The following is an 18,436-nucleotide window of genomic DNA, read 5'->3' as shown; positions in this document are numbered from 1 at the left end:
CCCACCGGGGCGCGCCCTGCACACCCGCCGATCTCGAAACTGGGGGAACCGGGAAGTGTCGTACGCTCAACCCTGGGGAAAGACCCTCGGCCTCGTCGAGGCCCAGAGAGGCGGCGACACGACCATGCACGCTCCCGGCGTACCTCCCGCGCGCACCGACCGGCCGCGCGGAGTCGCCGTGCTGAGGCTGCACGGGCAGGACGTCGCCGAGTACGTATGGGAGCCCGACCTGCCGCTGTCGGCGTCCCCGCGCCCCTACCTCCATCCCGTGCGCACGCTCGCCGGCGTCACCGTCACCGACGCGGCGCCCGACTCGCACCCCCACCAGTTCGGCATCAGCGTGGCCGCCCCCGACCTCGACGGGTGCAACTTCTGGGGCGGGCGCACCTTCGTCGCCGGCCACGGGCCGGCCTGGCTGGACAACCACGGCACCCAGCGCCACCAGCGCTGGCTGCGCCGCACGAACACCGAGCTGCACCACACCCTCGAATGGGCCGACCCGCGCCAGGCGACGCTGCTGCGGGAGCAGCGCTCGATCACCTGCCGGCCGGTGGACGAGACGGCCTGGTCCCTGAGCGTGCACACCCGGCTCACCAACGCCACCGACCGGCCGCTGCCGTGGCGCACCCCGGCGGCGCTGGGCCGGGTCGGCGCCGGCTACGGCGGCGTCTTCTGGCGCGGCCCCGCCTTCGACGGCGCCGCGCAGGTGCTCAGCCCGGACGGCGCCGACGTCCAGCGCGTCCACGGGCAGGCCGCCGACTGGGTCGCCGTCACCGGCCGCGACCGCGACGGCCGCCCCTGGACGACGCTCTTCACCCACGCCGACGAGGCCGGCGCGCGGGACAGGTGGTTCGTCCGCGCCCGCGACTACCTCGGGGTCTGCTCGTCGCCGGCCTGGGACGAGCCGCTCGTGCTGGCGCCCGGCGAGAGCATCGACCGGCACGTCGTCACCGTGGTGATCGACGGTGCCGTCACCGCCGCCACGGCCGCGGAGCTCGCCGGCACCGCCCGGTCGGCCGCATGACCGCGCGCGTCCGGCCGAGCAGGCCCCGCCAGTCCGAAGAACCCGTACGGCAGGAAAACCTGCGCACCCTCAACCTCGAGCTGGTCTTCCGCCACATCCTCGCCGCCGACGGCCCCATCTCCCGCACCGAGCTCGCCTCGGTCACGGGGCTGACCCGCCCCACCATCACCCGCATCGCCGAGGAGCTCCTGGCCGGCAAGCTCATCACCGAGGCCGGCCTGTCGCACAACGGGCGCGCGGGGCGGCCCCGCGTCGGCCTGACGCTGTCCGAGAAGGGGCCGGCCGGGCTCGGGCTCGACATCCGCGCGGACGGCCTGGCGGCCTGCGTGGTCGACCTCACCGGCACCGTCCGCCATCTGGCCTTCACCCCCGCGACGTACTCCGGCTGGAGCGCTCCCGACGTGCTCGGGCGGCTGGCCCACATGGCCCGGGCCGCCATCGACGCCACGGCCGCCGAAGACCTGACCGTCCTGACCGCCACGCTCGCCGTCCCCGGCCCCGTGCAGGCGGGCATCGTGCAGTCCGCGCCCGAGCTCGGCTGGCGCGACGTCGACGCCCAGGCCTTGCTGCGCGACGCCCTGCATCCCCTTGACCTGCCGTTCGACCCGCCGATCACCGTCGATAATGAGGCCAATCTGGCCGCCCTCGGCGAGCTCTACACCAGCGACAACACCCTCGACAGCTTCGTGTACGTCTCCGGCGGGCTCGGCATCGGCGCCGGCATCGTCCTGGACGGGCAGCTCATGCGCGGCGCCCGGGGCTGGAGCGGCGAGCTCGGGCACGTGACGGTCTATCCCGACGGCAACGCCTGCCCGTGTGGCTCGCGCGGGTGCCTGCAGACGTACGCCAGCCTGTCCGCCGTCCTCGGCGACGAGCCCGCGCCGGCCGGCACCACCCCCGACGCAGCCGCCACCGGCCGGGCCGAGGCGGGCCACCCCGCCACCATCGCCGCTCTCGACGCGGCCGGCACCGCGCTGGGCATCGCGCTGGCCGACATGCTCAACATCCTCGACATCGACACCGTGCTGCTGGGCGGCAGCTTCTCCCTGCTGGCGTCCTGGCTCACCGCGAACGCCAGGGCCGAGATCGACCGGCGCGTCCTGACCGCCGCCTGGGCGCCGATCACGCTCCGGCCCGCCCTGCTGGGCCCGGACGCCGCCGTCATCGGCGCCGCGCTGACCTCCATCGACCAGATCCGCCGGCATCCGACCACCTGGCTCGCCCGCCAGTCAAACCACATGACCTCGGCCTGAGGGCCTTCCCGGCGGGCCGCCGGGAAGACCCTCGCCCGTCAGCGGGCGTGCAGGCGCCAGGGCAGGCGGACGGTGATGAATTCGTCGTTGTCCGGCTGGCCCGGCGTGCGTCCCGACGAGAACGGGAAGTTGTTGTCGTTGAGGATCCCGAGCGTACGGTCGTCCAGGATGACGACGTCCTCGATGGTCTGGAACGGGAAGCGGAACGTCTCGCCGAACCCGCCGAGCCCCTTGGGGTTGGCCAGGTCCAGCAGGTCGGCGGCCAGGGTCTTGTCCATGGCGCCGTCGTGGTCGCGGTCGCGGCTGTCGGCCAGGTAGACGCGCTTGAGCGCGGCCGCGTCGCCCTGGTTGTTGTCCCGCTCGATGATCAGGAAGCGGTGCTGGTCCACCGCGATGGCGTCGCCGATCGCGTTGGCGGGGCTGTCCAGCCGGTACGTCCACCGCTTGCCGGTGTAGGCGCGCTTGCGCACGTCGAACTCGTTCATCCGCAGCGTGCCCGCCGGGTCACCGTTGACCGTGCCCTCCAGCAGCGGGTACAGCCACCGCCCGTCCGCGGAGCGGGCCATGCCCTCGAAGCCCTTGCTGCCGGCCAGGTTGGGGGTCGCGCCGTTCAGCGTCGGGTTCTCGGGCGCCTTGACGCCCGGCAGCTCGATCGGCGCCTCCAGCAGCGTGCCCCGCGCGGAGAAGTGCAGCAGGAACGGGCCGAACTCGTCGCCGATCCAGTACGTGCCGTCATCGGCCCGCACGATCGACTCCACGTCGAAGTCGGCACCGGTGAGCTTGCGGTCGGCCCTGGTCAGCGGCCAGGACACCCGGCCTTGCGGGTCGGACAGGTTGAACCCGCCGAACACGTTCACGGTGCCCGCGCGGAAGTCCGGCTTAATGCGGTGGACGCGCAGGAGGAAGTCGGCGCTGTTGGCCTTGTTCCCGTACCCGTTGTCGGACAGCACGTCGAACGTGCCGTCGCCGCGCCGGACGATGCCGCTGAACCCCTGGACCGGCTGGCCGGAGAAGGGCGGGGTCACCCCGTTGATCGGAGCCGTACCGATTTGGGAGCCGGACGGCTCGCTGCCGGGCACGAAGGTCTGCGCGGGGAGCGAGGCGAACCCGGTCAGCGTGGCCCGGGCCGCGCCGTCCGGCGTGGCGGCAGCGGTGGCGTAGGACGCGGGGCCGGTCGCGGCGATGCCCACGGCCAGCGCGGCGGCGCCTACCGCCAGGGAGATGCGTTTCATGCCCGGCACGGTAGAGGGTGCAAATGACGCGTTTCCTAACAAAACGTGCATGCCACGTTCACCTTTGGCGGGACCTCAGCGGTTCGCCGCGGCCCGCATCGCGGCCGCCATCGCGGCCGAGTCGTGGTCCGGCTCCGCGCCGCCCACCAGCACCAGGTCACCGGGGATGTGGTCGGCACGCAGGTGCAGGATCTCCTGGTAGGCAGGCGAGTCGTACCACTCGCGGGCCCGCTCGATCGACGGGAACTCGATGATCACCAGCCCGCCGGGCCACTCGCCCTCACGCACCTCCACCGGCGCCCCGTGCACCACGAACCTGCCGCCGAACGGATCCAGGGTGGCCTGGATGCGCTCCATGTACTGGAACACCTCCTCGTGCGGCTCCGCAACAGGACGCAGGTGGGCGAGGGCATACGCGCTCATGGCTTGCTCCTTCGTCAGCGGGCCGCCGCCCCGGCGGCCTCATGAGGAACATCCTGCCGGGGTGCACGTAAGGGCGTCGATTACCTCATAGGTAGGCGGAACCGTCAGAGCGGCAGCGGGATGCGGTCGAAGAACCAGTACAGGCTGACCGCCACGATGGGGACCGAGATCGCGGCCACCGCCCAGCGGGCCGCGGACGTGCGGCGCAGCAGCGTCAGCAGCGGGAAGAGCACGGCGATGAGCACGAGCTGCGTCACCTCGATGCCGAGGTTGAAGCTCAGGAGCGACAGGAGCAGCCCCCAGGACCCGCTCTCCTTGATGTCCAGCGCGCCCGCGAAGCCCAGCCCGTGGATCAGGCCGAAGGCGAAGACGATCGGCAGCCGCCATTTGCCCAGCTTGTCCTCGTCGCGGCCCAGGAGGTTGGCGACCGCCACGACGATGATCGACACCGCGATGACCGGCTCGACGATCGCTCCCGGGACGTCCACGACCCCCATCGCCGCCAGCAGGAACGTGATGCTGTGGGCGACGGTGAAGGCGGAGGCCGTGACGACGACGTCGCGCAGGCGGCGGGCCCCGATGACCAGGGCCAGCAGGAAGAAGATGTGGTCGAGGCCGAAGAGCAGGTGCTCGGCGCCGAGCACGAAGAACTCGCCTATCTGGCTCGACGCCTGGTGCTCGCCGACCTTCACCGTCGGCGCCGTGGCCTCCAGGACGGCCGAGCCCGTCTCGCCGTCGAGCTCGTAGCGGACCATCGTCTTCGTGCTGTGGACGAAGCTCTCGGCGTCGGGGAACAGCGCGCTGGAGATCTCGTGCGTCCCCCCGCTCTCGCCCTGGCAGGCGAAGGTGTAGGTGAGCACGGCGAAGGCCGCCTTGCCGCGCATCCGTATGTCCGCGTCGCCGACCTGGGCCGGCGTGCACGGCTTGCCGGCGTACGCCACGGCGAAGCGGCGCGTGACATAGTCGGCCACGGCATCGCGGTTGATCTTGAGCTGGCGGAGCTGCTCGGTCCGCTCCTTCGCGTCGTAGGCCTCGGCGTAGAGCCAGGCCGACTTCATGAGGAGGTCGTACTCGAGGTCGAGCACGGCCTTGACGTTCAGGCCAGAGCCGGTCACCTCGGCGTGGGCGGTCGTGGTCGCGTCATGCGCCGCCGCCGGGGCGGGACGCGCCAGGTCGGCCAGCACACCGCCGAGGACCAGGGCAAGGACGACGGCGGGCAACCAGCGCATGCGGCGCATGTCTCGTCTCTCCATATGGATGAAGGGCCGCCCCCGGACCGGGGTCCGGGGGCGGCGGGGATTGGGTTAGCGGTTGAACCAGTGGTACATGGGCGAGTCCGGTCCCCACGTGCCGGGGCGGCCGTGCTCGTCCTTGGTGACGAAGACGCTCGGCTCGGAGGCGGTCACGCCGCCGCCGGTGGAGCGCGCGGTGACGAACCAGGCGTAGGCCGTGTCGTCCTTGAGTCGCTTCCAGGTCACCGAGGCGACCTGGCCCGAGGTGACCGTGCTCTTACCGATGACCCGCGTGGGCTTGTAGATCGCCAGCGAGTCGGTCTGGAACGTCGTCGTACGGGAGGTGAGGTCTACCGGCAGCACCATGTTGTCCTCGAGCCCGTTGTAGCGGCGCAGCGGGTCGTACTCGTTGGCGCCGAACTCGTTGAGCAGCGGGGAGTAGGTGTCCACGCTCAGCTCCGCCCGCTTGACGTTGAACTGCAGCATGCGGAAGAAGCTCGCGCCGAACTGCAGCTGGTCCTGCGGGTTGTAACCGCCGATCGCGGTCAGCCCGAGCCGGTCGGCCGACACCGTGTAGAACTGGTAGTCCGCCAGGAGCTCGACGACGCCGTTGCCGACCTGGCCCACCTTCGGCTTCACGTTGGTGCCCACGCCGTGCTCGTGACCGGCGAGGATGAGGAAGACGTTGGCGTTCTTCTCGACCACCGTCTTGTACAGCATCGAGCCGTCGGGAGCCGAGAAGCCGGCGCCGCGGCCGTCCGGGTTGGTGCTCGGCACGAGGTAGTCGTGCGAGAGCAGGATGCCGTTGCGGTTGGGGAACTTCTTGAAGACGGAGTCGGCCCACTCGGCCTCCTCCCTCGTCACGCCGTACGACAGGCCGACCACGACGAAGTCGAGCCCGCCCGCGGAGAACAGGTCGAAGTGGTTCTGGTTGTCGCCTTCCTTCCACGGGCCGCCGTACTTGGCGTGCTGCCAGCCCTGCGAGGCTCCCTCGTACCGGCCGGGGCCGTAGTACTTGTTGTAGATCGCCTCCGGCCCGTTCTCGGTGCCGGACTGGTTGTCGTGGTTGCCGGCGATCACGCCGTTCGGGATGCCCGCGTCGTCCAGCACCTTCTGCTGCCTGGAGGACACCTCCATCTCGCCGTCGATCTGCTTCTGCGTGGCCTCGTCGGCGGGCTTGCGGATGTTGTTCTCGATGATGTCGCCGGTGTGCGCGACGTACGAGATCTTGCGCTGGTCCTTGTTGTCCTTGATCCAGTTGACGACGCCGGCGTAGGCGGACTCCCACACCGCACGCTCCTCGGCCGTCTCCTGCTCCACCGCGCCCTCGGAGATGTACTGCGTGTCGGTGTAGTGGACGATCGAGAAGTCGTAGGAGGAGGGGTCGGCGAAGCCGTTCGGGTCGCCGGGGTCGATGTCGTCGGCGAACGGGTCCTCACCCGTCACCATGACGTGGACCTGCTGCCTGTCGATGTAGTCGTCGTCGACGACGGCCGTGAGCACGGTCTTGCCCTCGGCGGCGCCGCGGGCGCTCGTCAGCAGGTCCCACGCCTTGGACTTGGTGTTCCACGCCCGCAGCCCCGCCAGGCGCTCGGGGTCGATGGCGCCCTCCCAGCGCAGGACCGGGGAGTCCACGTGACCCTGGACCTCGACGTCGTACCGCTGGTAGACGAGGTCCTGCCCGGAGGGCGCGTCCAGCGTCTTGCCGTCGGCCGGCTCGAGCCCGTCGGTCTTGACGCGCTTCTCGCCCGGCACCCGCAGGGTCGTCGGGAGAGACTGGGCCGTGCCCTGGTACGCCTGCTCCGGGGTGAGGATCTTCGCCTCGTTGAACGTGGCCGTCACCTGGCCGCCGTCGGGCTCGGCCACCTTCGCCGAGAGCGTGACGGGGTCCGACACGTCGGTGGCCCCCCGCGCCGGGCTCAGCTCGGCCGGCGCGTCCGGGATGCCCGCGGACTCGAACACGACCTCGCGGGTCGTGGTGTTGCCGAGCCCGTCGGCGCCGGTCACGGCCAGGGTGTGCTTGCCGGCGCGCAACCCCGGGCCCACCTGGGCGCCCAGCTCGATCGGCTGGCCGTCGAGCTTGACGTCCGGCCCGGACACGACGCCGGAGGCGTCCTCCAGCTTGACGTCCAGGACGACCGAGGCGGTGATCTTCTCACCCTCGGCCGGGACGCTCTTGGCGACCTTCGGCGCCGAGTTGTCGGTGATCAGGGTGCGGGTGGCGACCTCGCCGGTGGCCGACTCGGCGGCGAGCTTGTGCTTGCCGTCCTTGATGGCGGTGGTGTCGAGGTCCGCGCGCAGGCCGCGGGCCGGGGCGTCCACCAGGAACTCGAGGTCGATCTCGGTCAGCGGGTTCACGTTGTCGCCGCAGTTGCCGTCGCCCATGCTGTACGAGGTCTTCAGCAGCTGCCCGGTCGCCGTGCCCTGCGCCGGGGTGAGCGCGATGTTCGAGATCGCGAAGTCGTCGCGGTTGTTGCCGCACGAGGTCGGGAAGGTGCCGGCCACGAAGTCGATCGTGTTCCAGCCGGGCACCAGGAACTCGTTCGGGATCGTGAAGTCGACGCGCTTGCTGACGAAGTCGCCGTCGAGCACGATCTTCTGGCCGTTGACGAGCAGGAAGTTCTGGTAGCGCGCCTCGATCGAGTTGCTGCCGACGTTGAAGCTGAAGGTCGCCTGGCCCGAGCCGAGCGTCTCGATGACCGGCACCGCCGGAGCGTCGATCTTGTAGCGCAGCTCGGCCTCGCGCAGGAGGGTCTGGCTGCTGCCGCAGGTGCCGTCGCCCATCTCGTACGACGGCTTGAGGTCCTGGCCGGTCACGGTGGCGCCGTCGAGGGTGAGCTCGAGGTTCGTGATCGTGAAGTCGTCGCGGTTGTTGCCGCAGGTCTCCTTGGCGTCGCCGGTGACGACCTTGATCGTGTTGTCGCCGGGCACCAGGAACTTGGCCGGGACCGCGATGGTCACGCGCCGGCTCGCCCAGGTGCCGCCCAGGTCGATGCGCTTGCCGTTGACGAGGAGGAAGTCGTCGTACTTGTCCTCGATCCCGTCCGCGCCCACGTCGAAGCTGAGCATCGCCGCGCCGTTGCCCAGAGTGGGCTTCGTGACGGGCTTCTCGCCGTCCACGGTGAGGGACTTGACGCCGCCCGAGCTGTTCGCCGGGACGTTCGCGAAGACCGGCTTGGTGCCCGCCACGAGCGTGCCGTCCGTCGGCAGCAGGCGCGGCGCCCCGGCCGGGGCGTTGTTCACGGTCACGGTGTTCTTGACGGTCACGCCGGCCGCGGTGGTGGCGGTGATGGTGTGCTCGCCGTTGGACAGCGTCGCGGTGTCCAGGTCCGCGGCGAGGCCCGTGGTGCCCTGCGGGTCACCCTGGACGAAGAACTTGAGCGTGGCGCGCTTCAGCAGCGTGGTGTTCGTGCCGCAGCTGCCGTCGCCGAACGAGAGCGTGTACGGGTTGTCCTCGCCGTCCGCGACCTCGCCGAGGAGTTCGAGGCCCACGTCGGACAGCACGAAGTCGTCGTAGTTCGTGCCGCACGAGGACGGGATCGCGCCGACGACGATCTCGACGGTGTTCTCTCCCTTGACAAGGCGCTCGTTCGGGATGTCGATGCTCGCGCGCTCGTTGACGAAGTTGCCGATTTCGCTGCGGTACTCGCCGTTGACGAGCACGTAGCTGTGGTACTGCGCCTCCGTCGAGTTCGAGCCCACGTCGAAGCGGAGCTTGGAGACGCCCACCGTACGGGTGGCGTTGAGCGCGGTGTCGTCGACCGCGAGCTTCGTGACGCTGTCACCGGCCGCGGTCGGGACCGCCGCGACCTTGGCCGCCCCCTCCAGGTACGAACCGTCGGCGGGGGTGAGCGTCGGAGGGCTCGGGACGGCGGTGGTCGTCGGCGTGGGGCTGGGCCGGCCCTTGTCCTGTTCCGCCGTCCCCGGGTCGGCGTACGCGGCCGTGACGAAGCTGCTCACCAGCAGCGTCGCGATCGAGGCGGCCAGGGCGAAACGCGCCCGGCCCCCTAAACCGCCCAGTGACTTTCGTGCTGCCATTGGCCGCATCTGATGCAGTTCCCTTCATATGCGCATAAGCAGGCCATAAAGCGGCATGCTCTCGGGCGGACACGTTGGAGCGCAAGAGTGAACGTTGTGCATAGAGAGGCTGAAGGGACGACAAACTGTTGCGTCATTCTGGTCATCCGGCACAAATGGGTAAGGATTGCGACTCAGGTCACTTTTCCGGCACGGATGTCACACGACGGCCCTCTCAGGGGCTCTAAGAGCAGCAGTCACACGCATAGGGGGTTCGTCATGTCCGATGTCACCCAGGTGTTCGCCGCCCATCGCGAACTGCTGTTCTCCATCGTCTACAACATGCTGGGCAGCGTCACCGACGCCGAGGACGTGCTGCAGGAGACCTGGCTGGCGTGGTCGTCCAGGGATCCGGACGAGATCGACCATCCGCGCGCCTACCTCGTACGCGTCGCGGTGAACCAGGCGCTCGCCCACCAGAGCGCGCTGCGCCGGCGCCGCGAGACCTACGTCGGGCCCTGGCTGCCCGAACCCCTCGTCACCTCCCCCGACGCCGCCGACCACGCCGTACGGACCGACACGCTCTCGCTCGCGCTGCTGGTGGTGCTGGAGACGCTCACGCCGCTGGAGCGGGCGGTGTTCATCCTGCACGAGGTCTTCGCCTACGCCCACACCGAGATCGCCGCCATGATCGGCCGCAACCCCGCCGCGGTGCGGCAGCTCGCCCACCGCGCCCGCGAGCACGTCCAGGCCCGCCGCCCCCGTACCCAGGTCGCCCCGGGCCTCCAGCGGCAGGTGACCGAGCGGTTCGTGGCCGCGGCCTTCGGCGGCGACCTGGAAGGGCTGATGGAGCTCCTGGCACCGGACGTGACGCTGTGGGCCGACGGCGGCGGCAAGTCGAACGCCGGCGGCCCGCGCCCCATCCGCGGCCGCGACAACGTCTCCCGCGTGCTCGTCTCCCGCGCCGCCCAGCCCCTCGACGGGCTGGACATCCAGTACCGCCAGGTCAACGGCGATCCCTGCGCGGTGCTGTTCGTGGAGAACGCCCCGTACGCCGTCATGGTCGTGGACATGACCCCCGACGGCTCCCAGATCCAGGACGTCTACACCGTCAGCAACCCCGACAAGCTCACCCACGTCCCCTGGCCCTCACGGGCTTCCCTGGTGACGGACGGCGAGGACGCGGCGGGGCAGCGGGCCGAGGTGATGGGGGAAGCGGTGGCGCAGCACGCCGGTCGCGGCGGCGGCCAGCACGACGAGGGCGGCGCCGACGAGCAGCGCCGGGCGGGACCAGATGTGGCTGAGCCATGCCCACAGGGCCGTTGAGGGCAGCGCGGCGAGCCCGACCAGGATCCAGGCGCCGCTGCCGGCCCGGCCGGGCGCGGTCTGGTCGATCGCGGCGACCAGGAACGTGCCGGCGATGATGTAACCGGTCCCTTCGAGGGTGTAGCCGGCCAGCAGCGCCCCGAACCAGCGCAGCCCGGCTCCGGACCCGGCTCGGGCGCTGGACGGGGCGGGCGACGATGGCTGCGACGCGGGTGGCGGCGTGGGCTGCGATGCGGGCGGGGGTGCCTCCGGGGATGCCGGGTCGGTGCGCAGGCCCCAGGCCGGGACCGCGAGCACGGCGGTCAGCGCGGCCGCCGTCCACCAGGCCTGCTGCCAGGTGCCGGTGGTACGCAGGACCAACACGGCGACGCCCGACAGGGCGATCCCCGCGCCGATGCCGCCGAAGGCCCAGCCGACGAGGTGGTGCGCGTGACCGCGCAGACCGGTGAGCATGGCGTCGGCGGCGATGACGAAGATCAGCGCGCTCGCGATCCCGGCGACCAGCCGGAGCGACGACCAGAGCGCGCCGGCGTGCGTGACCGGCATCAGGGCCGGCGTGACGATCAGGATCGCCAGGGACGGGCGCAGCGCCCGCCGGGAGGCGAAGATCCGAGGGGCGACGATCGCGGCGACCGCGCCGAGGAGATACCCGACGTAGTTGGCGGTGGCCAGTTCCGCGCCCAGCCGCGGGGACAGCCCGGCCTGCGCGTGCATCATCGGCAGGATCGGGGTGTAGGCGAACCGGCCGACACCCATGCCCGCCGCGAGCGCCGCCGCGCCCTGCCCGACGATCCGCCAGGGCCGATCCGCCCGGGTCGCCTCGCCGCCGTCCGTGCCGTGCTCTCGTACGGAGGTCAAACTTCGCCTTTCGTTCGGCCGGCGGGAGCGGACGCACCCGGTGGCGGGGACTCAGTGGCCGGCGTTCTGGCCGCCGTCGACGTGCAGGATCTCGCCGGTGACGAACGGGGCCGTCTCGAGATAGACGATCGCGTCGACGATGTCGCTTATCTCGCCCATTCGGCCCACGGGGTGCAGACCGGCGAGGAGGTCGTAGGTCTCGGCCGGGTGCATCGGCGTACGGATGACACCGGGCGCGACCGCGTTGACCCGGATGCCCCGGGAGGCGTACTCGATGGCCAGCGATTTGGTGACCGAGTTGAGGCCGCCCTTGGTCAGCGCCGCCAGCGCGGACGGCACGCGGGTGTCGGCCTGGTCGGCCAGGCTGGTCGTGATGTTGACCAGGTGCCCGCCGCCCTGGGCGAGCATGACGTCGACGGCCCGCTGGGAGATCTCGAAGAACCCGCGCAGGTTGACCCTCGTCACCAGCTCGTAGTCCTCGTCGGTGTAGTCGGTGAACGGCTTGGACACGAAGACGCCGGCGTTGTTGATCAGCGTGTCGACCCGGCCGTACGCCTCCAGCGCCTGCTCGATGACGCGCCCGCCGACGGACGGGGCGGCGATGTCACCGGCGATGGTCCGCACCAGGGGGTCGTCGGAGGGCTCGATCGATCGGGAGTTCGCGACGACCGCGTAGCCGAGCTTGCGGTAGGCGGCCACCAGCCCCGAGCCGATACCCTGGGACGCGCCGGTGATCACCGCGACTTTGTGCGTGCTCATGGGTTTCTCTTCTCATAAGGATCGAGGCCATACATCCCGGGCCTCGATCAGCGCGGCCGGCCGGCGAACGGGGCGGACCGGCACCGCGCGGTCATGGTTCAACCTTGCGTCAGTCGGGCGCGATCCCGCCACGACCGGTTCACTCTCTGTTGTGAGGCTGTGCCTCCCAGCGCACTACCCTGGGCGGATGGAGCTACGCCAGCTGCGATATTTCGTCGCGGTGGCCGAGGAGCTGCACTTCGGCCGTGCCGCGGTCCGGCTGCGCATCGCCGGCCCGTCGCTCTCCCAGCAGATCAAGGCCCTGGAGCGGGACCTGGGCGTACGCCTGTTCGACCGGGACCGCCGTTCGGTCGCGCTCACCCCCTCGGGGCAGGCGCTGCTCCCCCAGGTCAGGGCGCTGCTCGACCAGGCCGACGAGCTGCGCCGCTCCGCGGCCGGCATGGCCGCCACCGAGCCGGTCCGGCTCGGCTACGTGAGCTGGCGCCCGCCCGACCTGACCGCCCGCGTGTCCGGCGTCGCTCAGCTGCACGTCGACGCGTGGGTCATGCCGTCGCACACCCAGGCGGGACGGGTCGCCGACGGCAGCATCGACCTGGCCATCTGCTGGGTACGGGCCGACGACCTGGCCGCCCACGCCCTGGAGGCCCGGCTGATCGGCGCCGACCGGCTCTTCGCGATCTCCACGGGCACCGGCACGTCCGCGGTCCCGGCCAAGGACACGTCGGTGCTGGTGGACTCCGACACCGCCACCTGGGACTCCTGGAACCGCTATGCCGAGGAGTTCGCCCGCGACACCGGCGCCCGCGTCGTGCGCATCGACGACGGCGGCATCACCGGGCCGGCCTTCTTCGACCACGTACGGCGACTCCGCCGCCCCGTCGTCAACTCGCCGAAGGGCCAGACCGCACCGGTGCCGCCAGACCTGGTCCAGCGCCCGGTGGTCGATCCGGCGCCGTACTGGACCTGGGCCCTGGTGTGCCGGCGCGACGAGACCCGCAAGGCCGTACGGGCCGCCGTCGAGGCGCTGACCCGGGACGTCGGCGGGCTCGGCCTGGCCGCCGACACGGCCTGGCTACCGGCCGACGACCCGTTCCGCACCGCCGGATGACGCAGTGCCGGTCGGCGTGACGCCGGTCAGCCTGGTGATCGTGGTCGGCGGCCTTCGAGGGTCGCGAGGTCGCGCAGCGTGTAGCGGCGGTGCTCGCACTCCTCCTCCATCACCACCCGCAGGCAACCGCCGACCGTGCGCGGCTCCTCCGGGTAGCCGGGCGCGGGTGAGCGGGTGCAGGCCCGTTCGAGCCCGGCGTCGGTGAGGCCGTCGAGGATGCCGCGCACCAGCGCCACCCGCCCGGCGCGCGCCTGCGTCACCTCCGCGTACGACGGGCGGGCGTCGAGGTCGATGCCGAGCGCCGCCGCGTCCTCGGCCGGATAGCCGGAGTGGGTGAGGCCGAGCCGGTGGAACGGGTCCGGCGCGTCGAGGATCGCCCGGCCCGCCCAGGCATCGGTGGCGAAGACGAGGTGGCGCAGCGTCTCGACGAGCGACCATTCGTCGTCGACCCGTTCGTGGCGCGCCGCTTCGGGCAGCCGTTCGGCGCGGGCGAGCGTTTCGGACCAGAGCCGCTCGTTGGTCTCCCACATCGCGCGGAAGTCGTCGGCCGTGCGCATCTCCCGTAGCCGCACCCGTTCGGGATGGCGCCGATCGAGCTCGGCCTCGACGTAGGGGGTGACGTCCACGTCGTTGACGAGGAAATTTCGTATTTCTCCGGACACGTTGACGTCCATGAGCCAGGAGTCGACGATCTTGATCCGGCGTAGATCGCAGCTGCGGAACGTCGTGGCGGAGAGGTCGGCCATCGTGAAGCTCGCGCCTTGGAACGCGTCGGTGTTGTCGTACTGCGCTGCCATCGCGCCATTGTGCCCCTGCTACCCGCGGCCGTACAGCGGCGTAACCCCGCGTACGACGGGCAGTCCCGTGCCCGAGTCGAGCACGAGGCGGTCGCCGAGCGGACGCGTCAGCGTGACGGTGGTCGTGGCCATGTGGAGCACCAAGTCGCAGATCCCGCCGGAGCCCTCCTCGTCCACGTCCACCACCACGAGCTTGCCGGTCTCGTACGCCCGCGCCCCGTGAACGCGGTCACAGGAGCCGTAGCCGTACTCCAGGAGCAGGTCGTGCGGCTTGCCCGCGACGAGGTCGAACCCTTTCACCTCTTCGAACTCCCCCTCCGCGGCCTGCGGCCGGGGGGTGATGGCCGAGGGGGCGACCGCCACGTACACGAACTTCGACTCGACCCCCTTGACGGTGAACTGCCACGCGGGCACCCGGATCGTGCCGCGGCTGGTCTCCAGCGTCGTCTCGCCCAGCTCGGCCCCGGTCACCCGGAGCGGGCGGCAGCCCTTGGCCGGGCACTCCTCCTCGATGAAGTCGGCGGGCCTGGTGAACTCCGCGTACGCGTCGATCGCGGTGACGAGCGGGACCTCCGAGACCGAGCCGTCCGGCCACCGCACGGGCGCGTCGGCCAAGGGGCCCGCGGGTAACTCGGTCGCGAGCTTCCACACGCTGTTTTCCGTACTTAGGGTGACCCAGAGGGGAGGGTCGGTCCAGCCGCCTCGATCCTGGAGCCGTCCGAGCAGGACGAAACCCGAACGCCAGGCGCGGTCGCCGGCCGAGCCGTCCCAGCGCGCCACCACCTCTCGGGCACGTGCCTCGAACCGACCCGGCGAGACCCGATTGGACCAGCTGCATGAGGCCAGGAGCAGCACCAGGCACAGGCCCGCGATCGTCCTACGCATGACTTCGTGATCACCCCCGGACGCCTAACGTAGCCGCCCACACACCGGCCAAGTGCCCCTCTTATCGGATTTGCGGGGGAATCTCCCTGAATTAGGGGCGAACGCACTCCATGTGGTCTTCTGACTACCGGGGTGTGGAGTGATCAGACGGCTGGGCCGGTCGCTGCGGATGCGGTTGGCGCTGCTCGCCAGCTTGGCCATGTTGCTGCTGAACGTCGTCGTCAGCGCGTTCGTGCTGTACGCGATCCGGAACGAGGCCGCCGACATCCGGGCGTACGACGTGGCCAGCCGAGCCCTGCGCGTGCTGCTCATGGTCAAGCGGAACGAGTTGCCCCCGACGGTGAACACCGACGGGCTCGACGGCATCCAGGTGATCGACTCGGCGGGCCGCGTGGTCTCCTCGACGTCGAACCTGGCCGGCCTGCCCCGGGTCACCACGGCGATCCCCCACCGCAACACGGCCAACGACGTCGCCGAGTTCTGCGACCTGCCCGCGTTTCTCGGACGGTGCGAGCTGGTGGTCGCCATGCACGCGTACCAGCCGGACGGCGCGTGGGTCATCTACGCCTTCGCCCCGGCCGTGCCCTGGTACGTGAGCCTGAAAGTGGTCCTCTTCCAGATCTGCGTGGCGGCCCTGCTGCTGCTCCTGACCTGGTTCGGGGTGTCGCGCGTGGTGGCCCGGACGCTCGCGCCCGTCCACAACATCACGAAGAGGCTGGCCGAGATCACCGCGGGCGGAGGCGGGATGCGGCTCCCCGTACCGGAGAACGTGGACGACGAGATCAGGACGCTCGCCTGGACCGGCAACCAGATGCTGGAGCGGCTGGAAGCCGCGATGAAGAAGCAGCAGGAGGCGGTGGAGCAGCAGCGCAGGTTCGCCGGGGACGCCTCGCACGACCTGCGCAGCCCGATCACGGCGATGCGCGCCCAGGTCGAGGACGCGCTGCTCAACCCCGAGGACGCCGACTGGCGGGCGACGGGCGAGGCGCTGCTGGCCAGCCTGGACCGGCTCCAGGCCATCGTCACGGACCTGCTCACGCTGACCAAGCTGGACGCGGGCGCGCCGAGTTCCCGGGAGCCGGTCGACCTGGGCGAGCTGGTCGCCGCCGAGACCGACAGGCCGCGTTCGAAGAACGTCGTCACCACGCTGCAGCCGGGCGTGGCCGTCACGGGCGACCGGCTGCAGCTGGCCCGCCTCCTGACGAACCTGCTGGACAACGCCGAGCGGCACGCCGAGTCCCAGACCCTCGTCACCGTACGGCGGCAGGGCCGGCAGGCCGTGCTGGAGGTGCTCGACGACGGCGCCGGCATCGAGCCCGGGAAGCGCGAGACGGTCTTCCAGCGCTTCGCCCGCCTGGACGCCGCGCGCAACCGCGACGCCGGCGGGACCGGGCTCGGCCTGCCCATCGCCCGCGAGATCGCGCAGGCCCACGGCGGCACGCTCACGATCGAGGACTCCGAGCGCGGCGCCCGCTTCGTCCTGCGCATCCCGGCCCGAGAGGACTGAGCATCCGGTCCGCGAGGACCGAGCATCCCAGTCCGCGAGGACCGAGCAAACCGGCCCGAGAAGACTGCGCAACCCGGTCCGCGAGGACTGCGCCACACCCCCCAAGTCGGCTCCAAGCCACGCACAAGAGACGGACCTCACCATTTCCGGATGTGAGCGGAAATTTCAGGACAAGATTGATGAAGATCGCCGCAGGTGCGGCGGTCGCCATGGCGGTCGCGCTGCCCGCGTTACCGGCGGCGGCCGACACGCCCGAGGAGCGGCCCGACGTGCCCGTCGGCACCTGGCTGGCCGCGCGTACCCAGCCCGCGGTCCAGCTGACGAGCTTCACCTACACCGGCACGGTCGCCGTGCCGACCAGCACGATCAACCAGACCGCGTTCAACCGGCTCGTGGAGCAGGCCACCGCCACCGTGGCGTCCGGCAAGATCTCCTCGGACGAGCGCAGCATCGCCAAGTGGCTGTTCCAGCAGATCGCGGCCGACGTGGACACCTACCTCGCCTCGACCACCCCGGAGCGCACGGTCGAAGCCGAGGTCGGCGGCCTGTGCACCGGCTGGTGGGTCACCCCCGACGGGTACATGGTCACCGGGGCGCACTGCGTCCAGGTCGGCGAGACCGAGCTGAGCCAGCTGTTCGCGCGGCAGGCGCTGGCGAAGTTCAACCAGCAGGACGCCAAGGAGATCATCAGCGGGCTGCGGGGCCTGGAGGCCGACGAGGAGATCGTCAAGCTCGCGCAGCAGATCTACGTCACGTTCAACACCAACCACATGCAGCTCCGCAACCTGAAGCAGAGCCTGTCGGTGGTCCAGAGCCTGCCCGGCGGCGGCGTGGACAAGACGGCCAAGCCGGTCCCGGCCGAGCTGGTGTCGGTGGGCGAGAGCTACCCGGGCAAGGACTTCGCGCTGCTCAAGGTCAACGGCCAGCAGAACCTGCCGACGGTGCCGCTCGGCGACGACTCCGACGTGCGTACCGGTGACACGCTCTACATCAGCGGGTTCCCCGGTTTGGTCACCAATACGCCGTTCTTCAGCCTGGAGTCCAAGCTGGAGCCGGCGCTGACCGAGGGCCCGTACAACGCCAAGCGCACCACCCAGACCGGCGTGCCGTACATCCAGACCCAGGCGCCCTCCTATCACGGCAACTCCGGCGGCCCGGTGTTCAGCAAGGACGGCAAGGTCATCGGCATGCTGATCGCCGGCACGGTGAGCGAGAACGGCGAGGCGTCCGAGAGCGAGAGCTTCGTCCTGCCGGTGGGCATCATCAAGGAGAAGCTCGGCGAGAAGAACATCAAGCCCGCCCAGACCACCACGACGACCCGCTACAACGAGGCGCTCAACGACTTCTTCCGGCACTACTACTCGGACTCGCTGCCGAAGTTCCGCGAGGTCCAGGCGCTGTTCCCGAACCACCCGTACGTGGCCAAGTACATCAGCGACGCGCAGCAGGCGATCTCCGCGGGCAAGGACGAGTCGCCCAAGCCGATCCTGCTGTGGGTGCTGATCGGGGCCGGCGTGCTGGTCGCGGCGGTGATCGTCGCGGTCCTGGCCAAGGTCCTCCGCGGCCGCGGGCGCCGGCGCCGCCACTCCGAGCCGTCCTTCGTCCAGCCCCCGCCCGGCGCGGTGCAGCCTCCGTCGTGGCGGCAGCTCCCCGCGGGCCAGATCCAGCCTCCGGCGCAGGGTGCATACGGACAGGGTGCATACGGGCAGGCGGCGTACGGGCAAGCGGCGTACGGGCAGGGCGCCGACGGGTACGGCCCCGTCGCGTACAACGACGGCGGCTACGGCGCCGCACCGTACGGGTCGGCCCCTGACCACGCCAACCCCCAGTACGGGTCGGCTCCAGACCACGCCAACCCCCACTACGGACCGGGCCCGTACGGGTACCCCGCGCCCCCGCACGGCCAGGCCCAGCCGCACTCGGGTGAGCAGACCCGCGCCGTCCGCTACGGCCAGTTCACGCCGCCGCCGAACGACCGGCCCTCCTAGTCCTGGATTCGCCTTGCCCGCCCTTTC

At 71.0% G+C, this 18,436-nt stretch carries 13 protein-coding genes and 1 pseudogene; 6 read left to right on the top strand and 8 right to left on the bottom strand.

Annotation, left to right across the window (positions count from 1 at the left end):
• Positions 1–55: 55 nt before the first annotated feature.
• Positions 56–1,024 (top strand): PmoA family protein, encoded by a 969-nt coding sequence (locus AB0L65_RS17835; RefSeq protein ID WP_364246343.1) that lies wholly within the window; start codon positions 56–58, stop codon positions 1,022–1,024.
• Entirely contained in the window at positions 1,021–2,277 is a 1,257-nt protein-coding gene (locus tag AB0L65_RS17830) for an ROK family transcriptional regulator (protein WP_364246340.1), read from the top strand. Before AB0L65_RS17835 ends, AB0L65_RS17830 begins: the two co-directional genes overlap by 4 nt.
• Positions 2,278–2,315: 38 nt before the next feature.
• On the opposite strand, the gene AB0L65_RS17825 is transcribed toward AB0L65_RS17830, so the two are convergent.
• The 4 genes from AB0L65_RS17825 to AB0L65_RS17810 all read right to left on the bottom strand — a co-directional run bounded on the left by AB0L65_RS17825 (position 2,316) and on the right by AB0L65_RS17810 (position 9,202).
• Complete coding sequence (locus tag AB0L65_RS17825) at positions 2,316–3,509, bottom strand: esterase-like activity of phytase family protein (protein WP_364246337.1); 1,194 nt, start codon at positions 3,507–3,509, stop codon at positions 2,316–2,318.
• A gap of 75 nt (positions 3,510–3,584) precedes the next feature.
• Positions 3,585–3,932, bottom strand: a complete 348-nt coding sequence (locus AB0L65_RS17820; RefSeq protein ID WP_364246335.1) for a DUF1330 domain-containing protein — start codon at positions 3,930–3,932, stop codon at positions 3,585–3,587.
• Positions 3,933–4,036: 104 nt separating this feature from the next.
• The gene (locus tag AB0L65_RS17815) at positions 4,037–5,170 is read right to left on the bottom strand and encodes a HupE/UreJ family protein (protein ID WP_364246332.1); all 1,134 of its coding nucleotides are present in this window, start codon (positions 5,168–5,170) and stop codon (positions 4,037–4,039) included.
• Between the two features lie 66 nt (positions 5,171–5,236).
• The gene (locus AB0L65_RS17810) at positions 5,237–9,202 is read right to left on the bottom strand and encodes a metallophosphoesterase (RefSeq protein WP_364246329.1); all 3,966 of its coding nucleotides are present in this window, start codon (positions 9,200–9,202) and stop codon (positions 5,237–5,239) included.
• Between the two features lie 258 nt (positions 9,203–9,460).
• Between AB0L65_RS17810 and AB0L65_RS17805 the strand changes: the two genes are divergently transcribed.
• Complete coding sequence (locus tag AB0L65_RS17805) at positions 9,461–10,507, top strand: RNA polymerase sigma-70 factor (protein ID WP_364246327.1); 1,047 nt, start codon at positions 9,461–9,463, stop codon at positions 10,505–10,507.
• On the opposite strand, the pseudogene AB0L65_RS17800 reads toward AB0L65_RS17805, so the two are convergent.
• Both AB0L65_RS17800 and AB0L65_RS17795 read right to left on the bottom strand, forming a co-directional pair.
• Positions 10,475–11,221, bottom strand: a pseudogene (locus AB0L65_RS17800) (YbfB/YjiJ family MFS transporter); the annotation flags it as partial. The gene AB0L65_RS17805 and the pseudogene AB0L65_RS17800 sit on opposite strands and share 33 nt — an antisense overlap.
• A 195-nt stretch (positions 11,222–11,416) precedes the next feature.
• Positions 11,417–12,124 carry an SDR family oxidoreductase gene (locus AB0L65_RS17795; RefSeq protein ID WP_364246324.1) on the bottom strand — a complete coding sequence of 236 codons (708 nt, stop codon included), beginning with the start codon at positions 12,122–12,124 and terminating at the stop codon, positions 11,417–11,419.
• A 187-nt stretch (positions 12,125–12,311) separates the two neighbouring features.
• On the opposite strand from AB0L65_RS17795, the gene AB0L65_RS17790 reads away from it, so the two are divergent.
• Positions 12,312–13,232: a LysR family transcriptional regulator gene (locus tag AB0L65_RS17790; protein WP_364246321.1), complete on the top strand. Its 921-nt coding sequence runs from the start codon at positions 12,312–12,314 to the stop codon at positions 13,230–13,232.
• 26 nt (positions 13,233–13,258) lie between these two features.
• On the opposite strand, the gene AB0L65_RS17785 is transcribed toward AB0L65_RS17790, so the two are convergent.
• Both AB0L65_RS17785 and AB0L65_RS17780 read right to left on the bottom strand, forming a co-directional pair.
• Complete coding sequence (locus AB0L65_RS17785; RefSeq protein WP_364246318.1) at positions 13,259–14,029, bottom strand: DinB family protein; 771 nt, start codon at positions 14,027–14,029, stop codon at positions 13,259–13,261.
• Positions 14,030–14,047: 18 nt separating this feature from the next.
• Positions 14,048–14,914 (bottom strand): hypothetical protein, encoded by an 867-nt coding sequence (locus AB0L65_RS17780; RefSeq protein ID WP_364246316.1) that lies wholly within the window; start codon positions 14,912–14,914, stop codon positions 14,048–14,050.
• 139 nt (positions 14,915–15,053) lie between these two features.
• On the opposite strand from AB0L65_RS17780, the gene AB0L65_RS17775 reads away from it, so the two are divergent.
• Positions 15,054–16,421, top strand: coding sequence for a HAMP domain-containing sensor histidine kinase (locus tag AB0L65_RS17775; RefSeq protein WP_364246313.1), 1,368 nt, complete (start codon positions 15,054–15,056; stop codon positions 16,419–16,421).
• A gap of 179 nt (positions 16,422–16,600) precedes the next feature.
• Positions 16,601–18,409 (top strand): trypsin-like peptidase domain-containing protein, encoded by a 1,809-nt coding sequence (locus tag AB0L65_RS17770; protein WP_364246310.1) that lies wholly within the window; start codon positions 16,601–16,603, stop codon positions 18,407–18,409.
• Positions 18,410–18,436 lie beyond the last annotated feature (27 nt).

Origin of the sequence: Nonomuraea sp. NPDC052116 (genome assembly GCF_040680035.1) — a bacterium.
Lineage (GTDB): Bacteria > Actinomycetota > Actinomycetes > Streptosporangiales > Streptosporangiaceae > Nonomuraea > Nonomuraea angiospora_A.
This window is presented reverse-complemented; position numbering and strand designations above follow the sequence as displayed.